Source organism: Chitinophaga sp. OAE865 (assembly GCF_040546735.1).
Lineage (GTDB): Bacteria > Bacteroidota > Bacteroidia > Chitinophagales > Chitinophagaceae > Chitinophaga > Chitinophaga polysaccharea_A.
This window is the reverse complement of sequence record NZ_JBEPOF010000001.1, coordinates 2,459,126-2,477,608: the sequence shown is the minus strand read 5'-3', so window position 1 is coordinate 2,477,608 and position 18,483 is coordinate 2,459,126. Positions and strand designations below refer to the sequence as shown.

General features: G+C 47.2%; 18 protein-coding genes. 4 read left to right on the top strand and 14 right to left on the bottom strand.

What is annotated here, in order from left to right; genetic code table 11:
- Nucleotides 1–201 precede the first annotated feature (201 nt).
- The 3 genes from glmS (at nt 202) to ABIE50_RS10180 (ending at nt 4,873) form a co-directional block, all read left to right on the top strand.
- A complete protein-coding gene (gene glmS / locus ABIE50_RS10190) occupies nt 202–2,037 on the top strand; it encodes a glutamine--fructose-6-phosphate transaminase (isomerizing) (RefSeq protein WP_142683341.1) in 1,836 nt (611 codons plus the stop codon).
- 89 nt (nt 2,038–2,126) lie between these two features.
- Nucleotides 2,127–4,319, top strand: coding sequence for a DUF4954 family protein (locus ABIE50_RS10185; RefSeq protein ID WP_209863863.1), 2,193 nt, complete (start codon nt 2,127–2,129; stop codon nt 4,317–4,319).
- Nucleotides 4,307–4,873: a DNA-3-methyladenine glycosylase I gene (locus tag ABIE50_RS10180; protein ID WP_209863865.1), complete on the top strand. Its 567-nt coding sequence runs from the start codon at nt 4,307–4,309 to the stop codon at nt 4,871–4,873. The genes ABIE50_RS10185 and ABIE50_RS10180 overlap by 13 nt, the downstream gene beginning before the upstream one ends.
- Before the next feature lie 266 nt (nt 4,874–5,139).
- On the opposite strand, the gene ABIE50_RS10175 is transcribed toward ABIE50_RS10180, so the two are convergent.
- The 9 genes from ABIE50_RS10175 to ABIE50_RS10135 form a co-directional block, all read right to left on the bottom strand.
- Complete coding sequence (locus tag ABIE50_RS10175) at nt 5,140–6,189, bottom strand: cytochrome-c peroxidase (RefSeq protein ID WP_209863868.1); 1,050 nt, start codon at nt 6,187–6,189, stop codon at nt 5,140–5,142.
- A gap of 5 nt (nt 6,190–6,194) precedes the next feature.
- Nucleotides 6,195–6,950: an MbnP family protein gene (locus ABIE50_RS10170; RefSeq protein ID WP_209863871.1), complete on the bottom strand. Its 756-nt coding sequence runs from the start codon at nt 6,948–6,950 to the stop codon at nt 6,195–6,197.
- Nucleotides 6,951–7,017: 67 nt separating this feature from the next.
- Nucleotides 7,018–8,256, bottom strand: coding sequence for a sugar MFS transporter (locus tag ABIE50_RS10165; RefSeq protein ID WP_209863874.1), 1,239 nt, complete (start codon nt 8,254–8,256; stop codon nt 7,018–7,020).
- Between the two features lie 58 nt (nt 8,257–8,314).
- Complete coding sequence (locus tag ABIE50_RS10160) at nt 8,315–9,097, bottom strand: L-fucose dehydrogenase (RefSeq protein WP_209863877.1); 783 nt, start codon at nt 9,095–9,097, stop codon at nt 8,315–8,317.
- Between the two features lie 20 nt (nt 9,098–9,117).
- Entirely contained in the window at nt 9,118–9,945 is an 828-nt protein-coding gene (locus ABIE50_RS10155) for an amidohydrolase family protein (protein ID WP_209863879.1), read from the bottom strand.
- A 48-nt stretch (nt 9,946–9,993) separates the two neighbouring features.
- Nucleotides 9,994–10,323, bottom strand: a complete 330-nt coding sequence (locus tag ABIE50_RS10150; RefSeq protein WP_142683349.1) for an L-rhamnose mutarotase — start codon at nt 10,321–10,323, stop codon at nt 9,994–9,996.
- 2 nt (nt 10,324–10,325) lie between these two features.
- Nucleotides 10,326–11,180 (bottom strand): fumarylacetoacetate hydrolase family protein, encoded by an 855-nt coding sequence (locus tag ABIE50_RS10145; RefSeq protein ID WP_209863882.1) that lies wholly within the window; start codon nt 11,178–11,180, stop codon nt 10,326–10,328.
- Nucleotides 11,181–11,199: 19 nt separating this feature from the next.
- Entirely contained in the window at nt 11,200–11,946 is a 747-nt protein-coding gene (locus tag ABIE50_RS10140) for a hypothetical protein (RefSeq protein WP_209863885.1), read from the bottom strand.
- Nucleotides 11,947–12,028: 82 nt separating this feature from the next.
- On the bottom strand, nt 12,029–12,811 hold the full coding sequence (locus ABIE50_RS10135) for an SDR family NAD(P)-dependent oxidoreductase (RefSeq protein ID WP_209863888.1): 783 nt from the start codon (nt 12,809–12,811) through the stop codon (nt 12,029–12,031).
- A gap of 146 nt (nt 12,812–12,957) precedes the next feature.
- On the opposite strand from ABIE50_RS10135, the gene ABIE50_RS10130 reads away from it, so the two are divergent.
- On the top strand, nt 12,958–13,668 hold the full coding sequence (locus ABIE50_RS10130; protein ID WP_209863890.1) for a M15 family metallopeptidase: 711 nt from the start codon (nt 12,958–12,960) through the stop codon (nt 13,666–13,668).
- 162 nt (nt 13,669–13,830) lie between these two features.
- Here ABIE50_RS10130 and ABIE50_RS10125 read toward each other — a convergent pair whose 3' ends face one another.
- The 5 genes from ABIE50_RS10125 to ABIE50_RS10105 all read right to left on the bottom strand — a co-directional run bounded on the left by ABIE50_RS10125 (nt 13,831) and on the right by ABIE50_RS10105 (nt 18,478).
- Complete coding sequence (locus ABIE50_RS10125; protein ID WP_209863892.1) at nt 13,831–14,220, bottom strand: hypothetical protein; 390 nt, start codon at nt 14,218–14,220, stop codon at nt 13,831–13,833.
- Between the two features lie 246 nt (nt 14,221–14,466).
- Entirely contained in the window at nt 14,467–15,972 is a 1,506-nt protein-coding gene (locus tag ABIE50_RS10120; RefSeq protein ID WP_142683354.1) for a 2-isopropylmalate synthase, read from the bottom strand.
- 26 nt (nt 15,973–15,998) lie between these two features.
- The gene (gene leuB, locus ABIE50_RS10115) at nt 15,999–17,078 is read right to left on the bottom strand and encodes a 3-isopropylmalate dehydrogenase (RefSeq protein WP_142683355.1); all 1,080 of its coding nucleotides are present in this window, start codon (nt 17,076–17,078) and stop codon (nt 15,999–16,001) included.
- A gap of 36 nt (nt 17,079–17,114) precedes the next feature.
- On the bottom strand, nt 17,115–17,714 hold the full coding sequence (leuD, locus tag ABIE50_RS10110; RefSeq protein ID WP_209863895.1) for a 3-isopropylmalate dehydratase small subunit: 600 nt from the start codon (nt 17,712–17,714) through the stop codon (nt 17,115–17,117).
- Nucleotides 17,715–17,728: 14 nt separating this feature from the next.
- Nucleotides 17,729–18,478, bottom strand: coding sequence for a class I SAM-dependent methyltransferase (locus ABIE50_RS10105; protein WP_209863897.1), 750 nt, complete (start codon nt 18,476–18,478; stop codon nt 17,729–17,731).
- Nucleotides 18,479–18,483: the final 5 nt, after the last annotated feature.

The window sequence follows — 18,483 nt, the reverse complement described above, 5'->3', positions numbered from 1 at the left end:
GTGAATGATGCAGGCGAATGTTAAGGAATCTTAATTTTCGTCAATATCGTTTCCGTATTCCCTTTTTCATTTTACATTAGACGATGTAGAATACTATGTAGACCATATCTTTAATTAAACAATATTCACATTTCCTGATGTGATCTTAACATTTTAATGCGATATTGCAATGATAAAACCTAGCACAAATCCAAAAACCTTATGTGTGGAATAGTAGCTTATATCGGGCAGAGAGAAGCCTACCCGGTAGTATTAAAAGGCCTCAAAAGACTGGAATACCGCGGATACGACAGCGCGGGAGTAGCCCTGATCAACAACGGGCTTCAGGTATACAAGAAAAAAGACAAAGTTGCCGCCCTCGAAGCATTTGTTGAGGGAAAAGACCTGCGGAGCCATATTGCAATCGGTCATACCCGCTGGGCTACACATGGTGAGCCATGCGACCGGAATGCGCATCCGCATTTATCAGGCGACGGTAAACTGGCCATGATCCACAATGGCATCATTGAAAACTATGTACAGCTGAAACAGGAGCTCGTCAATCAGGGCCACGTTTTTCATAGTGATACCGACACCGAAGTACTGCTTCATTTTATCGAGGAGATCAAAAAACAAAACCAGTGCTCACTGGAAGAGGCCCTGCGCATTGCTTTAAAAAGAGTGGTAGGCGCTTATGTGATTGTATTGATCGATGAAGAGAACCCCGATACACTGATCGCTGCCCGTAAGGGAAGCCCGCTCGTAATTGGTGTAGGCAAGGGCGAGCACTTCCTGGCCTCCGACGCCTCTCCCATCATTGAATACACCAAAGAAGTAGTGTATGTGAATGATTACGAAATTGCCATCATCAAAGCGGATGAGCTGATCCTGAAAAATATTTCCAATGAAAGGCAAACGCCTTACATTCAAAAGCTGGATATAGAGCTGGCCGCCATTGAGAAAGGAGGCTACGCACACTTCATGCTGAAAGAGATCTTTGAACAGCCCCAAACCATCTTCGATAGTTTACGCGGCCGTCTTGATGCAAAGAAAGGCACGCTCACCATGGGCGGTATGCGCGAATATGCGGATGTACTGAGCAATGCCAAACGTATCATCATTGTGGCCTGCGGCACCTCCTGGCACGCCGGCCTGGTAGCCGAATACATGATCGAAGAACTATGCCGCATCCCCGTGGAAGTGGAATACGCCTCCGAGTTCCGTTACCGTAACCCGGTGGTAGGCCCCGGCGATGTGATCATTGCCGTATCCCAATCCGGCGAAACTGCCGATACACTGGTGGCCATCGAAAGCGCCAAAGAAAAAGGCGCCATCATCCTTGGCGTTTGTAACGTAGTAGGTTCTTCCATTGCACGCTTATCTCACGCAGGCGCCTATACGCACGCAGGCCCTGAAATAGGCGTGGCCAGTACCAAGGCCTTCACCGCCCAGCTGGCAGTGCTTTGCCTGGTAGGCCTCAAACTGGCCGCCGATAAAGGCACCATCACTCCTCAAAGGTTCCAGCACCTGCTCGATGAACTGGAACAGGTTCCTGAAAAAGTAGCTACCTCCCTTAAACTGGATGACCAGATCAAACAGGTGGCTGATAAATATAAAGACGCACGCGATTTCCTCTACCTGGGTCGTGGATACAACTTCCCGGTAGCCCTCGAAGGAGCGCTTAAACTGAAAGAAATTTCCTACATCCACGCGGAGGGTTATCCCGCTGCGGAGATGAAGCATGGCCCTATTGCACTGGTAGATGAAAACCTGCCGGTAGTAATTGTTGCCACGAAAGACAGCTACTATGAAAAAGTAGTGTCCAACATCCAGGAAATTAAAGCCCGTAAAGGTAAAGTGATCGCTGTTGTAACAGAAGGCGACAACACCATCCCCCCTATGGCGGATGATGTGATTTTTGTGCCTGCGGCAGATGAAATGGTTGCACCCATCATCTCTGTAGTGCCGTTACAACTGCTCGCTTATCATATAGGCGTGCTCAAAGGCCTGGACGTTGATAAGCCCAGGAACCTTGCAAAATCAGTTACAGTAGAATAAAGAAAATGGAGATACCTTATCTGGTTATTTTATTATCTGCACGCATAATAAAATAACCAGATGGTCATTTCCCTAAATGATGTATCCTCATGAATAATATCCAAAAAAGACCCCTCTCTGATCTGGGGTATAATTTCATTGAAACCACGTTACCGGAAGGCAAAGACGAATACTATCTTCGTAATGAGCAATGGAGCAGAAGAGACAAATACAGGAAATTAACCGCACATGAAATAGAATCACTGGTACGTAATGATAATACCTCCGATGACTGGAATATTATTTTTGTTTCCGACGAATTTGATCCGCAACTGGTACAGCACTGCCACTTTTTCGGGATGGTGCGTATCGGAAAACTGGAGCCCTACTACCTGGAGTTCCACAACCTGCGGATGCCGGTAGGACTATACAACAGCACCATCTGTGCCTGCGATTTCGGCGACAATGTAGTGGTGCATAATGTAAACTACCTGTCGCATTATATCCTCGGCAATGAAGTGATTGTAGCCAATGTAAATGAAATGGCTACCACTGATTACGCCAAATTCGGAAACGGCATCGTAAAGGAAGGGGAAAACGAAAGCGGGCGCATCTGGATGGAATTATGTAATGAAAACGGCGGCAGAAGCGTAATGCCGTTTGATGGCATGCTCCCCGGAGACGCTTACCTGTGGACCCGCTACCGCGACGATGAACAACTGCAGCAACAGTTCAAAACATTCACAGAAAAACAATTTGATAAAAAACGCGGCTACTATGGTATGGTAGGTGATCGTACAGTGATCAAGAACTGTAAGATGATCAAAGACGTTACCATTGGTACGGATGCTTACCTGAAAGGCGCCAACAAACTGAAAAACCTTACCATCAACAGCAACAGCAAAGCCTCTTCACAGATCGGTGAGGGTTGCGAAATGGTGAATGGTATAATTGGTTACGGCTGCCGCGTATTCTATGGCGTGAAAGCCGTTCGCTTTGTAATGGCCTCCCACTCACAACTGAAATACGGCGCCAGGCTGATCAACTCCTACCTTGGCAACAACGCCACTATTTCCTGCTGCGAAGTGCTCAACTCGCTCATCTTCCCCGCACATGAACAACACCATAATAACTCGTTCCTGTGTGCGGCGCTTATCATGGGGCAAAGCAATATGGCCGCCGGCGCTACCATCGGCTCTAATCACAATTCACGTGGGGCCGACGGTGAAATCATCGCCGGCAGGGGATTCTGGCCGGGCCTCTGCGTAAGCCTCAAACATAACTCCCGCTTCGCCAGCTTTACGCTTATTTCCAAAGGCAATTACATGTCGGAGCTGAATATCTCCATTCCATTCAGCCTGGTGGTAAACGACGAACATGAAAACCGCCTGAAAATAATGCCGGGCTACTGGTTCCTCTACAATATGTACGCTATTGCGCGCAACTCCTGGAAATATGTAGACCGCGACAAACGCACCGATAAACAACAACTCATTGAATACGATTACCTGGCCCCCGATTCGGTAGAGGAAATATTCCAGGCACTGGCCATCATGGAAACCGCCACCGGCAAAGCATGGTATGCCCTGGAGGAAAATATTCCCACAGGAGAGCTAACGGAACAGGATATACGCAACAAAGGGAAAGAACTGTTAAAAAATAACCCGGAAGAAGTAGCCGCACTGACCATTCTCTCCAAAGGTTTTGAAAACAGCTCCCGCGATGTGGAACTGCTGAAAGTACACAGGGCTTATCCATTGTTCAATGACATGGTGGTGCTGTATGCAGTAAAAAACATCCTGGCAGCAAAAAAATCTTCCTTTGCTGATTTACAGGATGCGGTTAAAACAGCCAAACGCGGCGATTGGCAAAACATTGGCGGGCAGCTGATGAAAGCAGAAACCGTGGCCACCCTCAAAACAAAGATCCGGGAAAACAAGATCGCCAGCTGGCCTGAACTGCATACCGCCTATGAACAAATAGGCAAGGAATATGCAGCCGATAAATTACAACATGCCATAGCCTGTTTACTGGAGCTCAAAAACAGCGATCTTTCCGCCGCTAACCTGGCGCAATGGATGAACGATTCTGTTGCTACCATGGAATGGATCACCGCACAGATCAGGCGTTCCAGGGAAAAGGATTATAAAAACCCTTTCCGTCAGCTGGCTTATGAAAGTGAGAAAGAAATGAACGCTGTAGTAGGCAGCCTGGAAGACAATAGTTTCATTAAACAAACCGCTGAAGATCTGGAAATATATAAATTGCAGGTGAATAAAACTATCAGCGAATGGCAGCTATAGAAAAAGTAAGATGCAGCTGGTCCAACAAAGACAAGCTGTACCAGGATTACCACGATAAAGAATGGGGCATGCCCAGTCACGATGATCAGCATCTCTTTGAAATGTTATGTCTCGAAGGCGCACAGGCGGGCCTCAGCTGGTATACCGTACTTACCAAAAGAGAGAACTACCGCAAAGCCTTTGATAACTGGGACGCCAGAAAAATAGCCAAATACAGCGAAAAAAAGGTGGAGCAACTGATGCAGAATGAGGGCATCATCCGCAACCGCCTTAAAATAAAGTCAGTTATCGGCAATGCAAAAGCATATCTCGCAGTTCAAAAGGAATTCGGCAGCTTCGACAAATACATCTGGTCATTTGTAAACCACAAACCCATCGTAAACCACTACCGTAAAGGCATGTCCGGCGTTCCTGCCAAAACAGCCATTTCGGATGCTATGAGCAAAGACCTGCTGAAGCGGGGCTTCAAATTTGTGGGCTCCACCATCTGCTACGCCTACATGCAGGCTACCGGCATGGTGGATGACCACGCGGAGGATTGCTGGAAAAAATAGTGTTCTTCGCCTTCGGCGAAGAAATTGTCTTGGAGCAGGATTACGCTGATTTTAATGATTTTGAGGATGTTATTTTCTGATTTTTTGAATTTTATTTTTTGGATTTTTATAAAGATTAAAGGAGATATAAATGAACATATCCGTTTATTTACCTTAATCTTTTATAAAATCAACACAGAATCAAAAAAATCAGAAAATAACATCCTCAAAATCATTAAAATCAGCGTAATCCTGCTCCAAGACAATTTAAATCGCCGAAGGCGATCTTACTCGATCCGTACTTCGCTAAGAGCGGCGTTGTTGATAAAAGTGTGATCGGTGAGGGTATTCAAAAAGAAATACAGCTGCCGCTTTTCCTGGCCGGATAATTTAATCCCCTGTTTCACCAGCGGATCGGTGGTGGGAGTAACTTTCACACCATGATCGTAGAAGTCAAATACCTGGAAAATATCGAAGAAACGGCCGTCGTGCATATAAGGGGCGCTTTTAAGGATATTGCGCAGGGAAGGTACTTTAAAATGAAGATTATCAGCTGTATTACCTGTGATCTTCATCCTGCCCACATCATTTAATGCAGGTAAATAAGGTAACCCGTTACTGCGGTAGGTCAGGTCGGTGAATAATGGTTCTTTATGGCAGGCCGCGCACTTATCCCGGAAAACGGTATACCCTGCATTTTCCTCTGCTGTAAAAGCCACACCAGGTATTTTCAGCATCACGCTATCGTATTTGGAACCGGCAGATACCATAGTGGCCACAAACTGTGTGAATGCCTTGAACATGCGCTCGCTGGTAATTTCTTCCGTACCAAAAGCGGCTTTGAACATCTTCCGGTATTGAGGGTCCGCCTGCATTTTCTGCATCAGTTCCTTCAGGTCTACCGCCATTTCGTTATGGTCCGTTAGGGGGGTGAGCGCCTGCAGTTCCAGGTGGTTTACACCGCCGTCCCACATGAATGCTTTTTGCCAGATCATATTAAAAAGCACCGGCACCGAGCGGATACCCTGCTGGCCTGCAACGCCATGTGCCAGTGCATGATCGAAATGGCCAAAGGCCGCAAACTGCTGGTGGCAGAAGCCACAGGAAACCGTGCTATCCTGCGAAAGACGATAATCATAAAACATAAACCGCCCCAATGCCACACCTGGTTTGGTAAGCGGGTTGCGCGTAAAATCATATACCGGGCGGGGAAAGTGGGCCGGCAGCTGCAGCAAAAAAGGCTCGGGGCCTTTTGTTACGCGTTTCTTTGTGCCCGCCTGCACCAGCGCCAGCAACAGGCAAAACGCCCCGATGATATATAATGTCCTTTTATTCAATGTGGTTAATTAGAGATGCCTGTTATGTTAAACATGTGCTGGTAATTACCGGCTACCTGTCTTGCTTTTACTCCCGGCGCCATGATCACTGTTATCTTCTTAAAACTCACCGTATCAGGTAAAAACCATTTTTCCACGTTGGCTGTAAGATTGATCTGTGGCTGGCGCGCAGCCGGGACGGTGAGCGGCTCCGGGAGTGGCAGCGTTACATATTTCAACACCCCGTCCTTTGTTTTGTATCCCCCGCAATGAAACAGGAACTCCTGCATAGGTGTATTAACCGCAGGGGAATGGCCTTCTATTTGCGCCATGATATAGCCGCTGTTCCAGGTCCAGAACATACCGGTTTCCATCGCCAGCGCACCAGACTGCACACCGCTTACGTTACGGATACTGTCTACCCCGATCAGGAAACGGATGCTTTTATAGGTGCCGGCAGGGATACTGTCCAGCCGGATATTTTTTGAACTGTCAATGGCATCATCTACCAGGAAATAAGCAGGGGGTAAAGTGACCACACTCCCATCGCTGGTTTCCAGTGAAAAATTACTGAGGAAATAACGGAAACGGCTGATCGTAAATGTTTCGCCGGAAGCGTTGGTATAGGTAGCCTGGTTCCTTACCAGCGGCTGCTGCCCCATCAGATGGGTGAACGACAATTGCAGGGAAAGTACAGGCCCGGGACCGGCAGGCGCCCCGGCAAATAACGTGGTTATAACCAGGAACCAGCAAGCATAGGAAGCAAAAATCCGCAAAATCATGGTATCCTCTTTTGTTAAAGAAAGTTACAATGATTTTGCGGATTAAATATTAAAAAGAAGCCTCCGGCTAAACTCTCTTATATCCTTTCCAGCCGTATAAAAACACCACTACAAAGCAGAAAGCAGGAATGCCAAAGGAAATGGCAAGCGATTGCCACTCCGTTACAACACCCATCAGGTAAGGAACAGAAGCCCCTCCCACAATAGACATTACCTGGAAAGAAGCGCCGCGTTTGGTATGCACGCCAAGGTCTTTAACCCCTAACGCAAAAATAGTAGGGAACATGATAGACATAAAAAAGAAAATAGCGATCAGCGCATATACGGAAGCCGCGCCATTGCCGGTCATTACAAAAACGCTTAACGCCACATTGATAAGCGCATAAACAGACAATAAATTATTGGGCGCTATTTTACGCATAAGCGCAGTGCCCACAAAACGGCCGCCCATGAATAATCCCAGTCCTACCGACAGCAGGTAGGAAGCGTTTTCCGTAGTGATCCCGTGCCAGTATGTGGTTACATAATTAATAAACAATGCGCCTACACCTACCTGCGCCGCTACATAAAAGAACTGCGCTATTACGCCCAGTACAAAATGACGATGGGCAGAAAGCGGGCGGGTATCTGCCATTACTTCAGGACCTTCCTGTTCGGCCTCTTTGATTTCAGGCAATGGAGTTCTGTAGAAAAACCCTGCGATCAGCAATACTACCACGCCTATTACAATGTAGGTGAGCTTTACGGTAGTAAGATCACCGCTGCCACTGCCAAAGAATAATTTACCGCCAATAATAGGACCCAGGAAAGATCCCAGCCCGTTAAAGCATTGTGATAAGTTCAGCCTTTGTTCAGATGTGGCTTTATCTCCCAGCACCGTTACATACGGATTGGCAGCCGTTTCCAGGCAGGCCAGCCCGCAGGCAAGAATAAATAATGCCAGCAGGAAAAAGTCGAAGCTCAGTGCTCCGGCTGCCGGAAAAAACAAGAATGCACCAGTGGCATACAGCAGCAAACCGAGAATAATTCCTTTCTTATAACCAAACTTATTCATAAACATACCTGCCGGTAATGCCATGAGGAAATAAGCCCCGAAATAAGCGCCCTGTAATAAAGTAGAACGTTTGGTAGTGATATTTAATACCTCCTGGAAATGTTTATTCAGTACATCCAGCAGCCCGTATGCCAGTCCCCATAAGAAAAACAGGCTGGTAACCAGGATCAGCGGGAACAAATAACTGCCCGGTTTTGCACTCGTATCTTTATTGGTGGTATAGGTGGAATTACTTACTGCGCCTCCGGCCATAACGAAGAATTTAATGTTTCAGGTGATTGAATATTGTAACAGGTGTTGGCTCTTATCCTTAGCTGATGGATCTGTCGAGATGGGTATAACCACCATCTACGTATACAATTTGTCCGGTTGTATGAGAGGAACGTGGCGACAACAGGAACACGGTGCTGTTGGCAATTTCCGTGGATGTGGTCATTCTTTTTTCAAATGGAATTTTTGCGGTGATAGATGCCAGTTTTTCCTTTGGATTTGGCAATGAATTGATCCAGGTTTCATACAGCGGGGTCCATACTTCAGCAGGGATCACTGTATTAACGCGGATAGAGTAAGGCAGCAGTTCCACGGCCCATTCACGGGTGAGCGCATTGATACCGCCCTTGGAAGCCGCATAGCCACTGGTATTACCCTGACCGGTATCGGCTACTTTAGAACCGATGTTTACAATATTTCCCTTGGTGGCTTTCAGGTAAGGCAATGCAAAATGTGCCAGGTTGTAGTAGTGCGATAAATTATTCTGCAGCGACTGCATAAATTTCTCCGGGCTGCCGCTTTCCAGTCCCACGCCATCATTGGCGCCGGCATTGTTCACCAGGGCGTCTATTTTACCATACTTTGCTATTGTTTCAGAGATCACTTTTTTACAGTCTTCCACTTTCCCCAGTTCCGCCGTAATAGCCGTGGCTTTACCGCCTGCGGCGATGATCTCGCCCACTGTTTTTTCATTATCGGCAGTACTGCGGCCGGCAATCACGCTGATGCCGCCTTCTGCCGCCACCAGCTTTGAAATAGCTTCTCCGATCCCTTTTGCACCACCGGTAACGATGATCACTTTCTCCTGTAATCCTAAATCCATAGTTTGTATGATATTATTTTTTATAGATGATAAAATGAGCGGGCATTGCCTCCCATTATCTGCTCTTGTTCACTTGTTGATAATGTGCTGATAAAATCTGTTACCAGTTCTTTTACTTCACGGTACTTTGCTGCCACCAGGCACACGGGCCAGTCGGAGCCATATACCAGCCTGCCTGCACCAAAGGCTTCCAGTGCCACTTCCATAAAAGGCTGGAAATGTCCCGGTTCCCAGTGTTGCCAGTCGGCCTCCGTTACCATGCCGCTCAGTTTACAGTATACATTGGGCGATTGTGCAATGCGACGCATATGTGCTGCCCAGGCATCCAGTTCTCCCGCTTTGATATCCGGCTTGGCCAGGTGGTCAATGATCAGCGCCTGTTCGGGGAACTGCCGCACAAATTCTTCTACTGCAGGTAACTGTTTCGGATATACGAGAATATCATAGGTGAACTGATGTTGCTGCAGCGCTTTGATACCGCGGCAGAAATGCTCACCTAGAATAAACCTGTTATCCGGTTCTCCCTGTACAATATGCCGGAAGCCTTTCAGTTTGGGATATGCGGCATACTGTTCCAGTTGTTCACTGATATTGGCAGCGCGAAGGTCGGCCCATCCTACTACGCCTTTAATAAAATCATGCTTATCTGCCAGTGCCAGTAAAAAGGCAGTTTCATCTGCCGATTGATCGGCCTGTACCGCTATACAGCCATGTACCCCGTTGTCGGCCAGCACAGGAGCCAGGTCTTCCGGGTAAAAATCACGGCGGATCACCTGCATGGATTCATCTATCCATGCATGACGTACAGGATCGTATTGCCAGAAATGCTGATGTGCGTCAATAACCATGTAAATATTTTTTGCCGGGCGCCGGAAGGTACCGGCGCCCGGTATTCTTTACAATGCAAAAATCTGGTCCATAATGATCCACTTCTCTCCTTCTTTCGCTACCGGCAATGCCTGCTGGTATTTCCACATAAGCTGCTCCCATACCTGCACGGCGGGATTGGCTGCGTCCATGGCGTCTTTACGTTCAAAGGAAAAGGTATCATCTACCTCCATGATCATAAACAGGCGGTTACCCGCGCGGTAAATATCCATTACGGTAATACCGGCATCAGTAATGCTCTTTTTTATTTCAGGAGATACATTGCGGTGATGGGCTTCATACTCGCTGATCAGCTGCGGATCATCTACCAGATCCAGCGCCAGGCAATATCTTTTCATAATTACTGTTTATATGCTACAGCAGTTTGTTTGGAAGTACCTAATCCGTCGATACCCAGTTCAATCACATCCCCGGCTTTCAGGTATACCTGCGGGTTCATGCCCAGGCCTACACCAGCCGGTGTTCCGGTAGAGATCACATCTCCCGGGAGCAGGGTCATAAACTGGCTCAGGTAAGCCACTACGTAAGCTACATTAAAGATGAAGTTGGAGGTGTTGCCATCCTGCATTTTCTGACCGTTAACGGTAAGCCATAAACGAAGATTATTCACATCGGCTATTTCATCTTTGGTAGCCAGCCATGGGCCTAAAGGTGCAAACGTATCACAGCTTTTGCCTTTTACCCATTGTCCGTTTCTTTCGATCTGGAAGGCCCTTTCGCTGTAGTCGTTATGCAAGCAGTAACCTGCTACATAGTCCATGGCGTCTTTTTCTTCCACATAACTGGCTTTTTTGCCAATTACTACTGCCAGTTCCACTTCCCAGTCGGTTTTCTGGCTGTTGCGCGGAATCACCAGGTCGTCGTTCGGACCTACCAGTGCGCTGGTACTTTTAAAGAACACGATAGGTTCTGCAGGAATGGCTGCATTGGTTTCACGCGCATGGTCCGCGTAGTTCAGCCCGATGCAGATAATTTTGGAAGGACGGAGGATAGGCGAGCCCAAACGGGTACCGGCAGGCACCTGCGGGCATTCCGCGGCATGTACGCCATACCATTCGGATAAACGCGCAAGCCCATTGGTTTCAAAAAATTTCTCTCCAAAATCCTCACCGAATGCGCTCACATCAAACATTCCTGCTGCGGTGGCAACACCCGGTTTCTCTTCTCCCGGTAAACCAAACCTGATCAGTTTCATATCAATACTATTTATTTTCTTACTTAATTTCTTTCAGTGTTTTAATCTGTAGTCTTCCGCTTTCCACATGCAGGTCGATCACCGGTTCTGCCTTTCCATCTTTTACAAAAGAGAAATACACATGATCATCCTGTCCTGTTGGCTGGATCACGCCTTTACTGCCGGAAGGCACGGGCATGAACATGCTTTTACGCAAACCTCCAAATTCCACGTACAGCTCCAGGCTGTCGGGCGAAGCATCCGGTTTTATTTCCACGATGAAATCCGCGAGGATATTACCGGACTGGAAGCTTTTTTTATATTGCTGCAACATTTCACTGCCGGCTGTCACCTTTCCAAGACCCAGTGTTCCTTCCATATACTCCCAGATAGGCTGGGGCGGCGTGGCGGCCCATAATATTTTCACATCTTTTTTGCTGTCTACAAAAGCGTGGTAATAACGTGGCTGATGATTCGGTTTCATAACGCCGATATAACAGCTGTTGGGCTCATTCCATAATACCTTGTAAAGGTCCGATTCCGGTACATCCTTCAGGATGGCCTGTTCAAAGCTCTTTTCTTTTGTTCCTTCTTTCAGCTGAATCTTAATGTTGATCAGCGATGTATCTTTTTCCTTGTCTGAAAAGGTAACCGATATGGTACCTTCCGGTGTTGCCGGTTTTACTACAGATGCGGATTCCCCGGTAGCGGCTTCCTTGTTGGTACCGGAATTACAGGCAGATAATATGGCCAGTGCTAACGCCAGCCCTATTCGAAAATGTTGCATGATATAACTAAAAATTAATGAATGAATAACTTGAAAGATACGGGTAATCGTCCGCACTTTAAAACACACATCGCATTAATTCTTAGTTATTCAACCTGATAAAACCACCATCAATCGGGTAGTCGGTGCCGGTAATAAAACCTGCTTCATCGGAGCACAGGTATAACGCCAGGTTACCTACTTCCACCGGTTTGGCCATACGGCCTATCGGTTGGGTTTTACTCAGTTTTTCAAACATCTCCGCTTCTTTGCCCGGGTAGTTCTTGGCAATAAACCCATCCACAAACGGGGTGTGCACTCTTGCGGGCGACACGCAGTTGCAGCGGATATTAGCGCCGAGATAATCCTTAGCCACGGATAACGTCATGGTCAGTACCGCGCCTTTACTCATAGAGTAGGCCAGCCTGTCCGGTATACCCACACTGGAGGCGATGGAGGCCACATTCAGGATCACGCCGCCGCCCTGTGCTTTCATCTGTTTGATCACTGCATACATACAGTTATAGGTGCCCTTTACATTTACCTGGTACACCCTGTCGAAGTCCTGTTCAGCGGTATTTTCAAGGTTACCCACATGGGCAATGCCCGCGCAGTTCACCAGGATATCCAGCTTACCCGCGGTTTTCACAATACCATCCATTACGCCGATCACGGCTGCCTGGTCGGCCACGTTACACGCATGCACGGTCGCCTGGCCGCCTGCTGTCCTGATTTCCTCTGCTGTAGCTTTACCACCATCTTCATTCAGCTCCAGGATATGCACCTGCGCGCCCTGTGCCCCGAATGTTTTTGCAATTGCCTGTCCTATGCCGCTACCACCACCGGTGATAACCGCTACTTTATTATCTAATCTGAACAGTTCCATCGTATAAAATTTAAGGGTTCTAAAATACCTATTAATATAAGGTGATTGCAATTGTATTTTCACTGTATTTCATACTTTCTTGCCTAATTTTCATAAAATTCAATAAGCCGGACCAAATCCGGGGCTTTTTCTGCAATTTTAAGCATATGAGAATAATACTGTTAACAACGCTTCTGTGGAGCATCTCCAGCCAGCTGCCTGCCCAGAAAATACCGGTTAATAAATACGGGCTCGCCGTTCTGGGCACCCAACAACAATATGCACAGCTGGTAAAAGCCGACAGCAACCAGCAACTGGTAAACCTTGAAAAGTATATCCCGGGTATTAAAAAAGATGTGCGTTACGCTACCACGAATAATTTCACCAAACAGCAATTATACACCAACACCGCAATTTACCTCCGCCTGCCTGCGGCCAAAGCATTGAAAGCCGTACAGGAATCGCTGCGGAAAAAAGGATATGGCCTCCTTATTTACGATGCCTACCGTCCTTATCATGTAACGGAAGCAATGTTTAAAATAGTTCCCAACGACCTGTATGCTGCCGATCCCCGCAAAGGGTCGGGGCATAACCGTGGCGTGGCCATAGATCTCAGTATGGTTAACCTCAAAACAAACAAGCCCGTGGCTATGCCTACGGACTTCGACGATTTTACCATGAAAGCGCATGAGAACTACTCCCCTCCGGACCCCACAGTGGCAGCTAACCGCAAATTGCTGAGAGATACCATGCTGCAGCACGGCTTTAAAGGAAGCTCTACAGAATGGTGGCACTTCTATCTCCCTGATTATAAAAAATACCCGCTGATGGATATCGCCTTCGGCGATGAAAATTGTCTTGGAGCAGGATTACGCTGATTATGCTGATTAACAGGATTTTATTTTTTTGATTAATAAAAGATTCGGGAAGATATAAGCGCATTCGCTTACATCTCCCCGAATCAAAAAAATCAATATGGTCAAATCAAGCTAATCAGTGTAATCCTGCTCCAAGACAATTTTCATCGCCGAAGGCGATTATTATGGCACTGTTATCGTATCCACGCGATTGGCAATGCCGTCCCATTTCAGGTAATAGGTACCATTACCGGGAGGAACAAAAGAATAGGTTTTTGTTTGTGTAATAAAAGACTGGGTACAGACGGTACATGTATTAAGAACGTATTCTGCTTTCAGCACCACGGTATCCCCATCTTTTGATGCCACTATTTTATTGATAGCGTAACAGGAATTATTGAAGATGCAGCTTACATCGTAAAAAACACCGTTCTGCCCACTTACATTGCTGCTGCTTTTCCCAAGGTATTTCGCGTCCTGGATAGGCATCCAGCCATATTGGGAGCAATTATCCGCTTCTTTGCTGCAGGCGGTAACAAATAAAATAACCAGAAGTAAGGGAATTGTTTTCATCAGGGTTTATTTCACCCCTGTAAAACGGGGAAGGCGCAGCAAAGGTTACAGCGGCGGATTTTGTCTTGGAACACTGATTACGCTGATTTTGATGATTACATTGATATCTTTTTAGCGTTTTATGATAAATGAGGGAGATATACGCGAATACCCGCCTATATCTCCCTTTACTATTATAAAAAATTCAAAAAAATTATCAGTGTAATCATCAAAATCAGCGTAATCAGTGTTCCAAGACAAAATCCGCTAGTATATTTTATTCAGCGCGTCCACGTAAGCATGTACTGAAGCGTTCACAATGTCGGTAGAAATACCGAAACCATAATACGACTGCCCGTTATGCTTTACCCTCATATTCACTTTACTTACATCTTCACTGCCGCCGCGCATGGATTGAATATTGAATTCATCCAGTTCAATATCATCTTTAATAATATCGTGGATAGCATTGATGGTAGCATTTACCGGGCCGTTACCGGCAGCGCTGGCTTCTTTCTCTTCACCGTTAATGCGCAGTTTAACAGTAGCCATAGGGCGGAGCGGATCACCGCATACCACCTGCAGTAAGGTTACCTTGATGGCATTATCACCATAGGTTTGAGCATCGCCATCACCCATCAGTTCCAGCAGGTCCGCATCGTTGATTTCCTTTTTGGTATCCGCCATCAGCAGGAAGCGTTGATATACCTCATCGATGTTCACTTTTTCGAGGTTGTATCCGAGCCTCGACAAATGATGCTTCAGCGCATGGCGGCCGCTGCGGGCGGTGAGGATAATAGAGTTGGAGTTGATACCTACATCTTCAGGGTTCAGGATCTCGTAGTTCTCACGGTGTTTCAGCACACCGTCCTGGTGAATACCGGAGCTGTGCGCAAAAGCATTACGGCCCACAATGGCTTTGTTGGGCTGTACCGGCATGTGCATCATGGTTTCCACGAGATTGCTGATTTCGTAGATACCTTTTGAATTGATCTGGGTATGATATCCCAGCGCATGATGCGTTTTCAGGATCATGGCCACTTCTTCCAGGGAGGTGTTACCGGCGCGCTCACCGATACCATTGATGGTACACTCCACCTGTCGGGCACCGTTAATAACGCCTGCAATGGTATTGGCGGTAGCCAGACCGAGGTCGTTATGACAGTGAACGGAAATGATGGCCTTATCGATATTGGAAACATTGTCTACAAGGTACTTGATCTTTGCGCCGTACTGGTCGGGCAGGCAGTAACCGTTGGTATCCGGGATGTTAACGGTGGTAGCACCGGCAGCGATCACCGCTTCGATCATGCGGGCCAGGTATTCATTGTCCGCGCGACCGGCATCTTCTGCATAAAATTCCACATCATCGGTAAACTTGCGGGCATAGGAAACAGCGGCTACTGCACGCTGTAAAATTTCCTCGCGGGTGCTGTTGAATTTGTATTTGATATGCATATCGGAAGAACCGATACCGGTATGGATACGCTTACGTTTTGCAAAGCGCAGGGCATCTGCCGCAGCGTCTATATCTTTATTATTGGCACGGGTAAGCGCGCATATTACCGGTTCACTTACAGCTTTGGATATTTCCACAACGCTCTGGAAGTCGCCGGGACTGGAGATGGGGAAACCTGCTTCAATAATATCTACGCCGAGTGCTTCGAGTTTTTTGGCTACTTCAATTTTTTCAACGGTTGTCAGCTGACAGCCAGGGACCTGTTCTCCATCACGCAAGGTGGTATCAAAGACGTATACACGATTTTTATCCATGATAGTGTAATAATTTTATTGAATGATTAATTCAGATTCTCTAATACTTTGGCGCCCATAGCGTCGGTGCCCATAATGAAATCGTTCACCGTATGCTTGTTGGCGATATCCATCGTTCTGTAGCCTTGTCTGAGCGTAGCTTCCACCGCCTTGATCACACGTTGTGATTCTGTTTTCAGGCCAAAGGAAATATCCAGCATAAGGGCGGCAGATAAGATAGACGCCAGCGGATTGGCAATGCCTTTACCGGCGATGTCATGCGCAGATCCGTGGATGGGCTCATAAAAACCGGTACTGTCGCCCACAGAGGCGGATGCCAGCATTCCCATTGAACCGGCGATCTGTGACGCTTCATCGGTAAGGATATCGCCAAACAGGTTACCTGTAACTACCACATCAAAGCGTTTCGGATCTTTGATGAGCTGCATGGCGGCATTGTCGATGAACATATGTTCTGTTTCCACATCCGGGTATTCTTTTGCCACTTCCTGTACTACTTCCCTCCACAGGCGGCTTGCTTCCAGTACGTTTGCCTTATCTACAGAGCATAGCTTTTTGCGGCGGGTGCGTGCAGCTTCATATGCCTTGCGGGCTATACGCTCCACTTCATAGCGATGATAGATCATCAGGTCGGAAGCCGTATTACGGTCGGCAGTCCTTACCTTTTCACCGAAGTATACATCGCCGGTGAGCTCCCGGAAAAAGAGAATATCAGAACCACGGAGTATTTCAGGTTTAATACTGGATGCTTCCAGTAGTTCATCAAATAACTTTATCGGGCGGAGATTTGCATACAATCCCAGTTCTTTCCTGATCTTCAGCAAACCTTGTTCAGGCCGTACTTTCAGGGTAGGATCGTTATCGTATTTAGCATGACCGATAGCGCCGAACAGGATAGCATCAGAGTTCCTTGCTTTCTGCAGTGTTTCTTCAGGTAGCGGATCCCCGGTGGCTTCAATGGCTACGTGGCCCATAATACCTTCTTCAAAGGTAAAAGTGTGATGATAATTTTTGGCTATCGTTGTCAGCACTTTTTGTCCCCATGCCGTCACTTCCTGTCCGATCCCATCTCCGGGTATAACTAGTATTTTCTTCTCAACGCCCATATATGTTTTTAGCTTTAGTATTTGGCTTTTTGATGGTTAGAAATTATATGTTCTTGTGGTTTCATATTGTTCTATTTCCTTACGGAGGCTCAGCAGGTAGTCGATATCATCATACCCGTTGAGCAGGCATGTTTTTTTGTACTGGTTAATATCGAAGCTTTCCTTTTCGCCGGTGCTTACAATTTTTATGAACTGGTTTTCCAGGTCTACTTCCAGCTGTGCTTTAGGATCGGCCTCAATGGCCTTAAAGATACGGTCCAGGAAGCCTTCTGACACCTGGATGGGCAAAATAAACGTATTGAGGGCGTTATTTTTAAAGATATCTGCAAAAAAACTGCTTACCACTACTTTAAAGCCGGCATCTGCAATGGCCCAGGCGGCGTGCTCCCGGGAGGAACCGCAACCAAAGTTTTTACCCCCTACCAGGATCTGGCCACTGTAAACAGGATTGTTCATTACAAAATCAGCCTTCGGTGTATTATCAGCGTTATAGCGCCAGTCGCGGAACAGGTTTTCGCCAAAACCTTCGCGGGTGGTGGCTTTCAGGAAGCGCGCCGGGATGATCTGGTCGGTATCTATATTTTCGATGGGTACAGGTACCGCAGAGGAAACGAGGTGTTGAAATATTTTACTCATGTTGATTTTCCAGTTTAAATTTTTGTAGCGGCTACTCTCAGGCGCACATAATCTGCATACAATTCACCATTCTTCATCAGGTGTGGCGCCAGTTCATGCTGTACCTGCTGCAGGATGGCGTTTCTATCTTTCTCCGGTACACCGGCAAAGAAGTGGGCGCCAAACATTTCCAGCCAGTCGATGATGCCTGTTTCCGGGTTCACCAGTTTCGACGGACGGTCAAAAAAATGCACCCTGTCTATTTTAAAGCCTTCCTTTTCCAGGAGGGTAATATATTCCGCCGGTGAAGGGAAATACCAGAAGGGCTCGTAGGTGTAACCCCGCTGCTGCATGGCCCTTTCCAGGTAAGTAAGGATCTGCTGCACATTGCCTTTGCCACCCATTTCAATCACCAGCCGTCCGCCCTTTTTCAGCTGTGCGTACATCCGGCTGATAGCCTTTTCCTTTTCGCGTACCCAGTGAAGGGTGGCATTGGAAAAGATACCATCGAAGGATTGTGGCAGGGAAAAGGTAGTAGCGTCGGCCACTTCAAAGGTGATGCCCGGGAAGTGCGCACGGGCGCTTTCTATCATGGCGGCGGAAGCGTCTATTCCTGTTACGGTGGCGCCTTTTTGCGCCAGTTGCGCCGTAAGCTCCCCTGTGCCGCAGCCCAGGTCCAGGATGTTTTCCCCCGACTGTGGCTGTAACCAGTCGATCAGGCTGTTGCCATATTCAAACACGAAGGCGTGTTTTTCTTTGTATAAATCAGCGTTCCATTGGTCCATAGCTT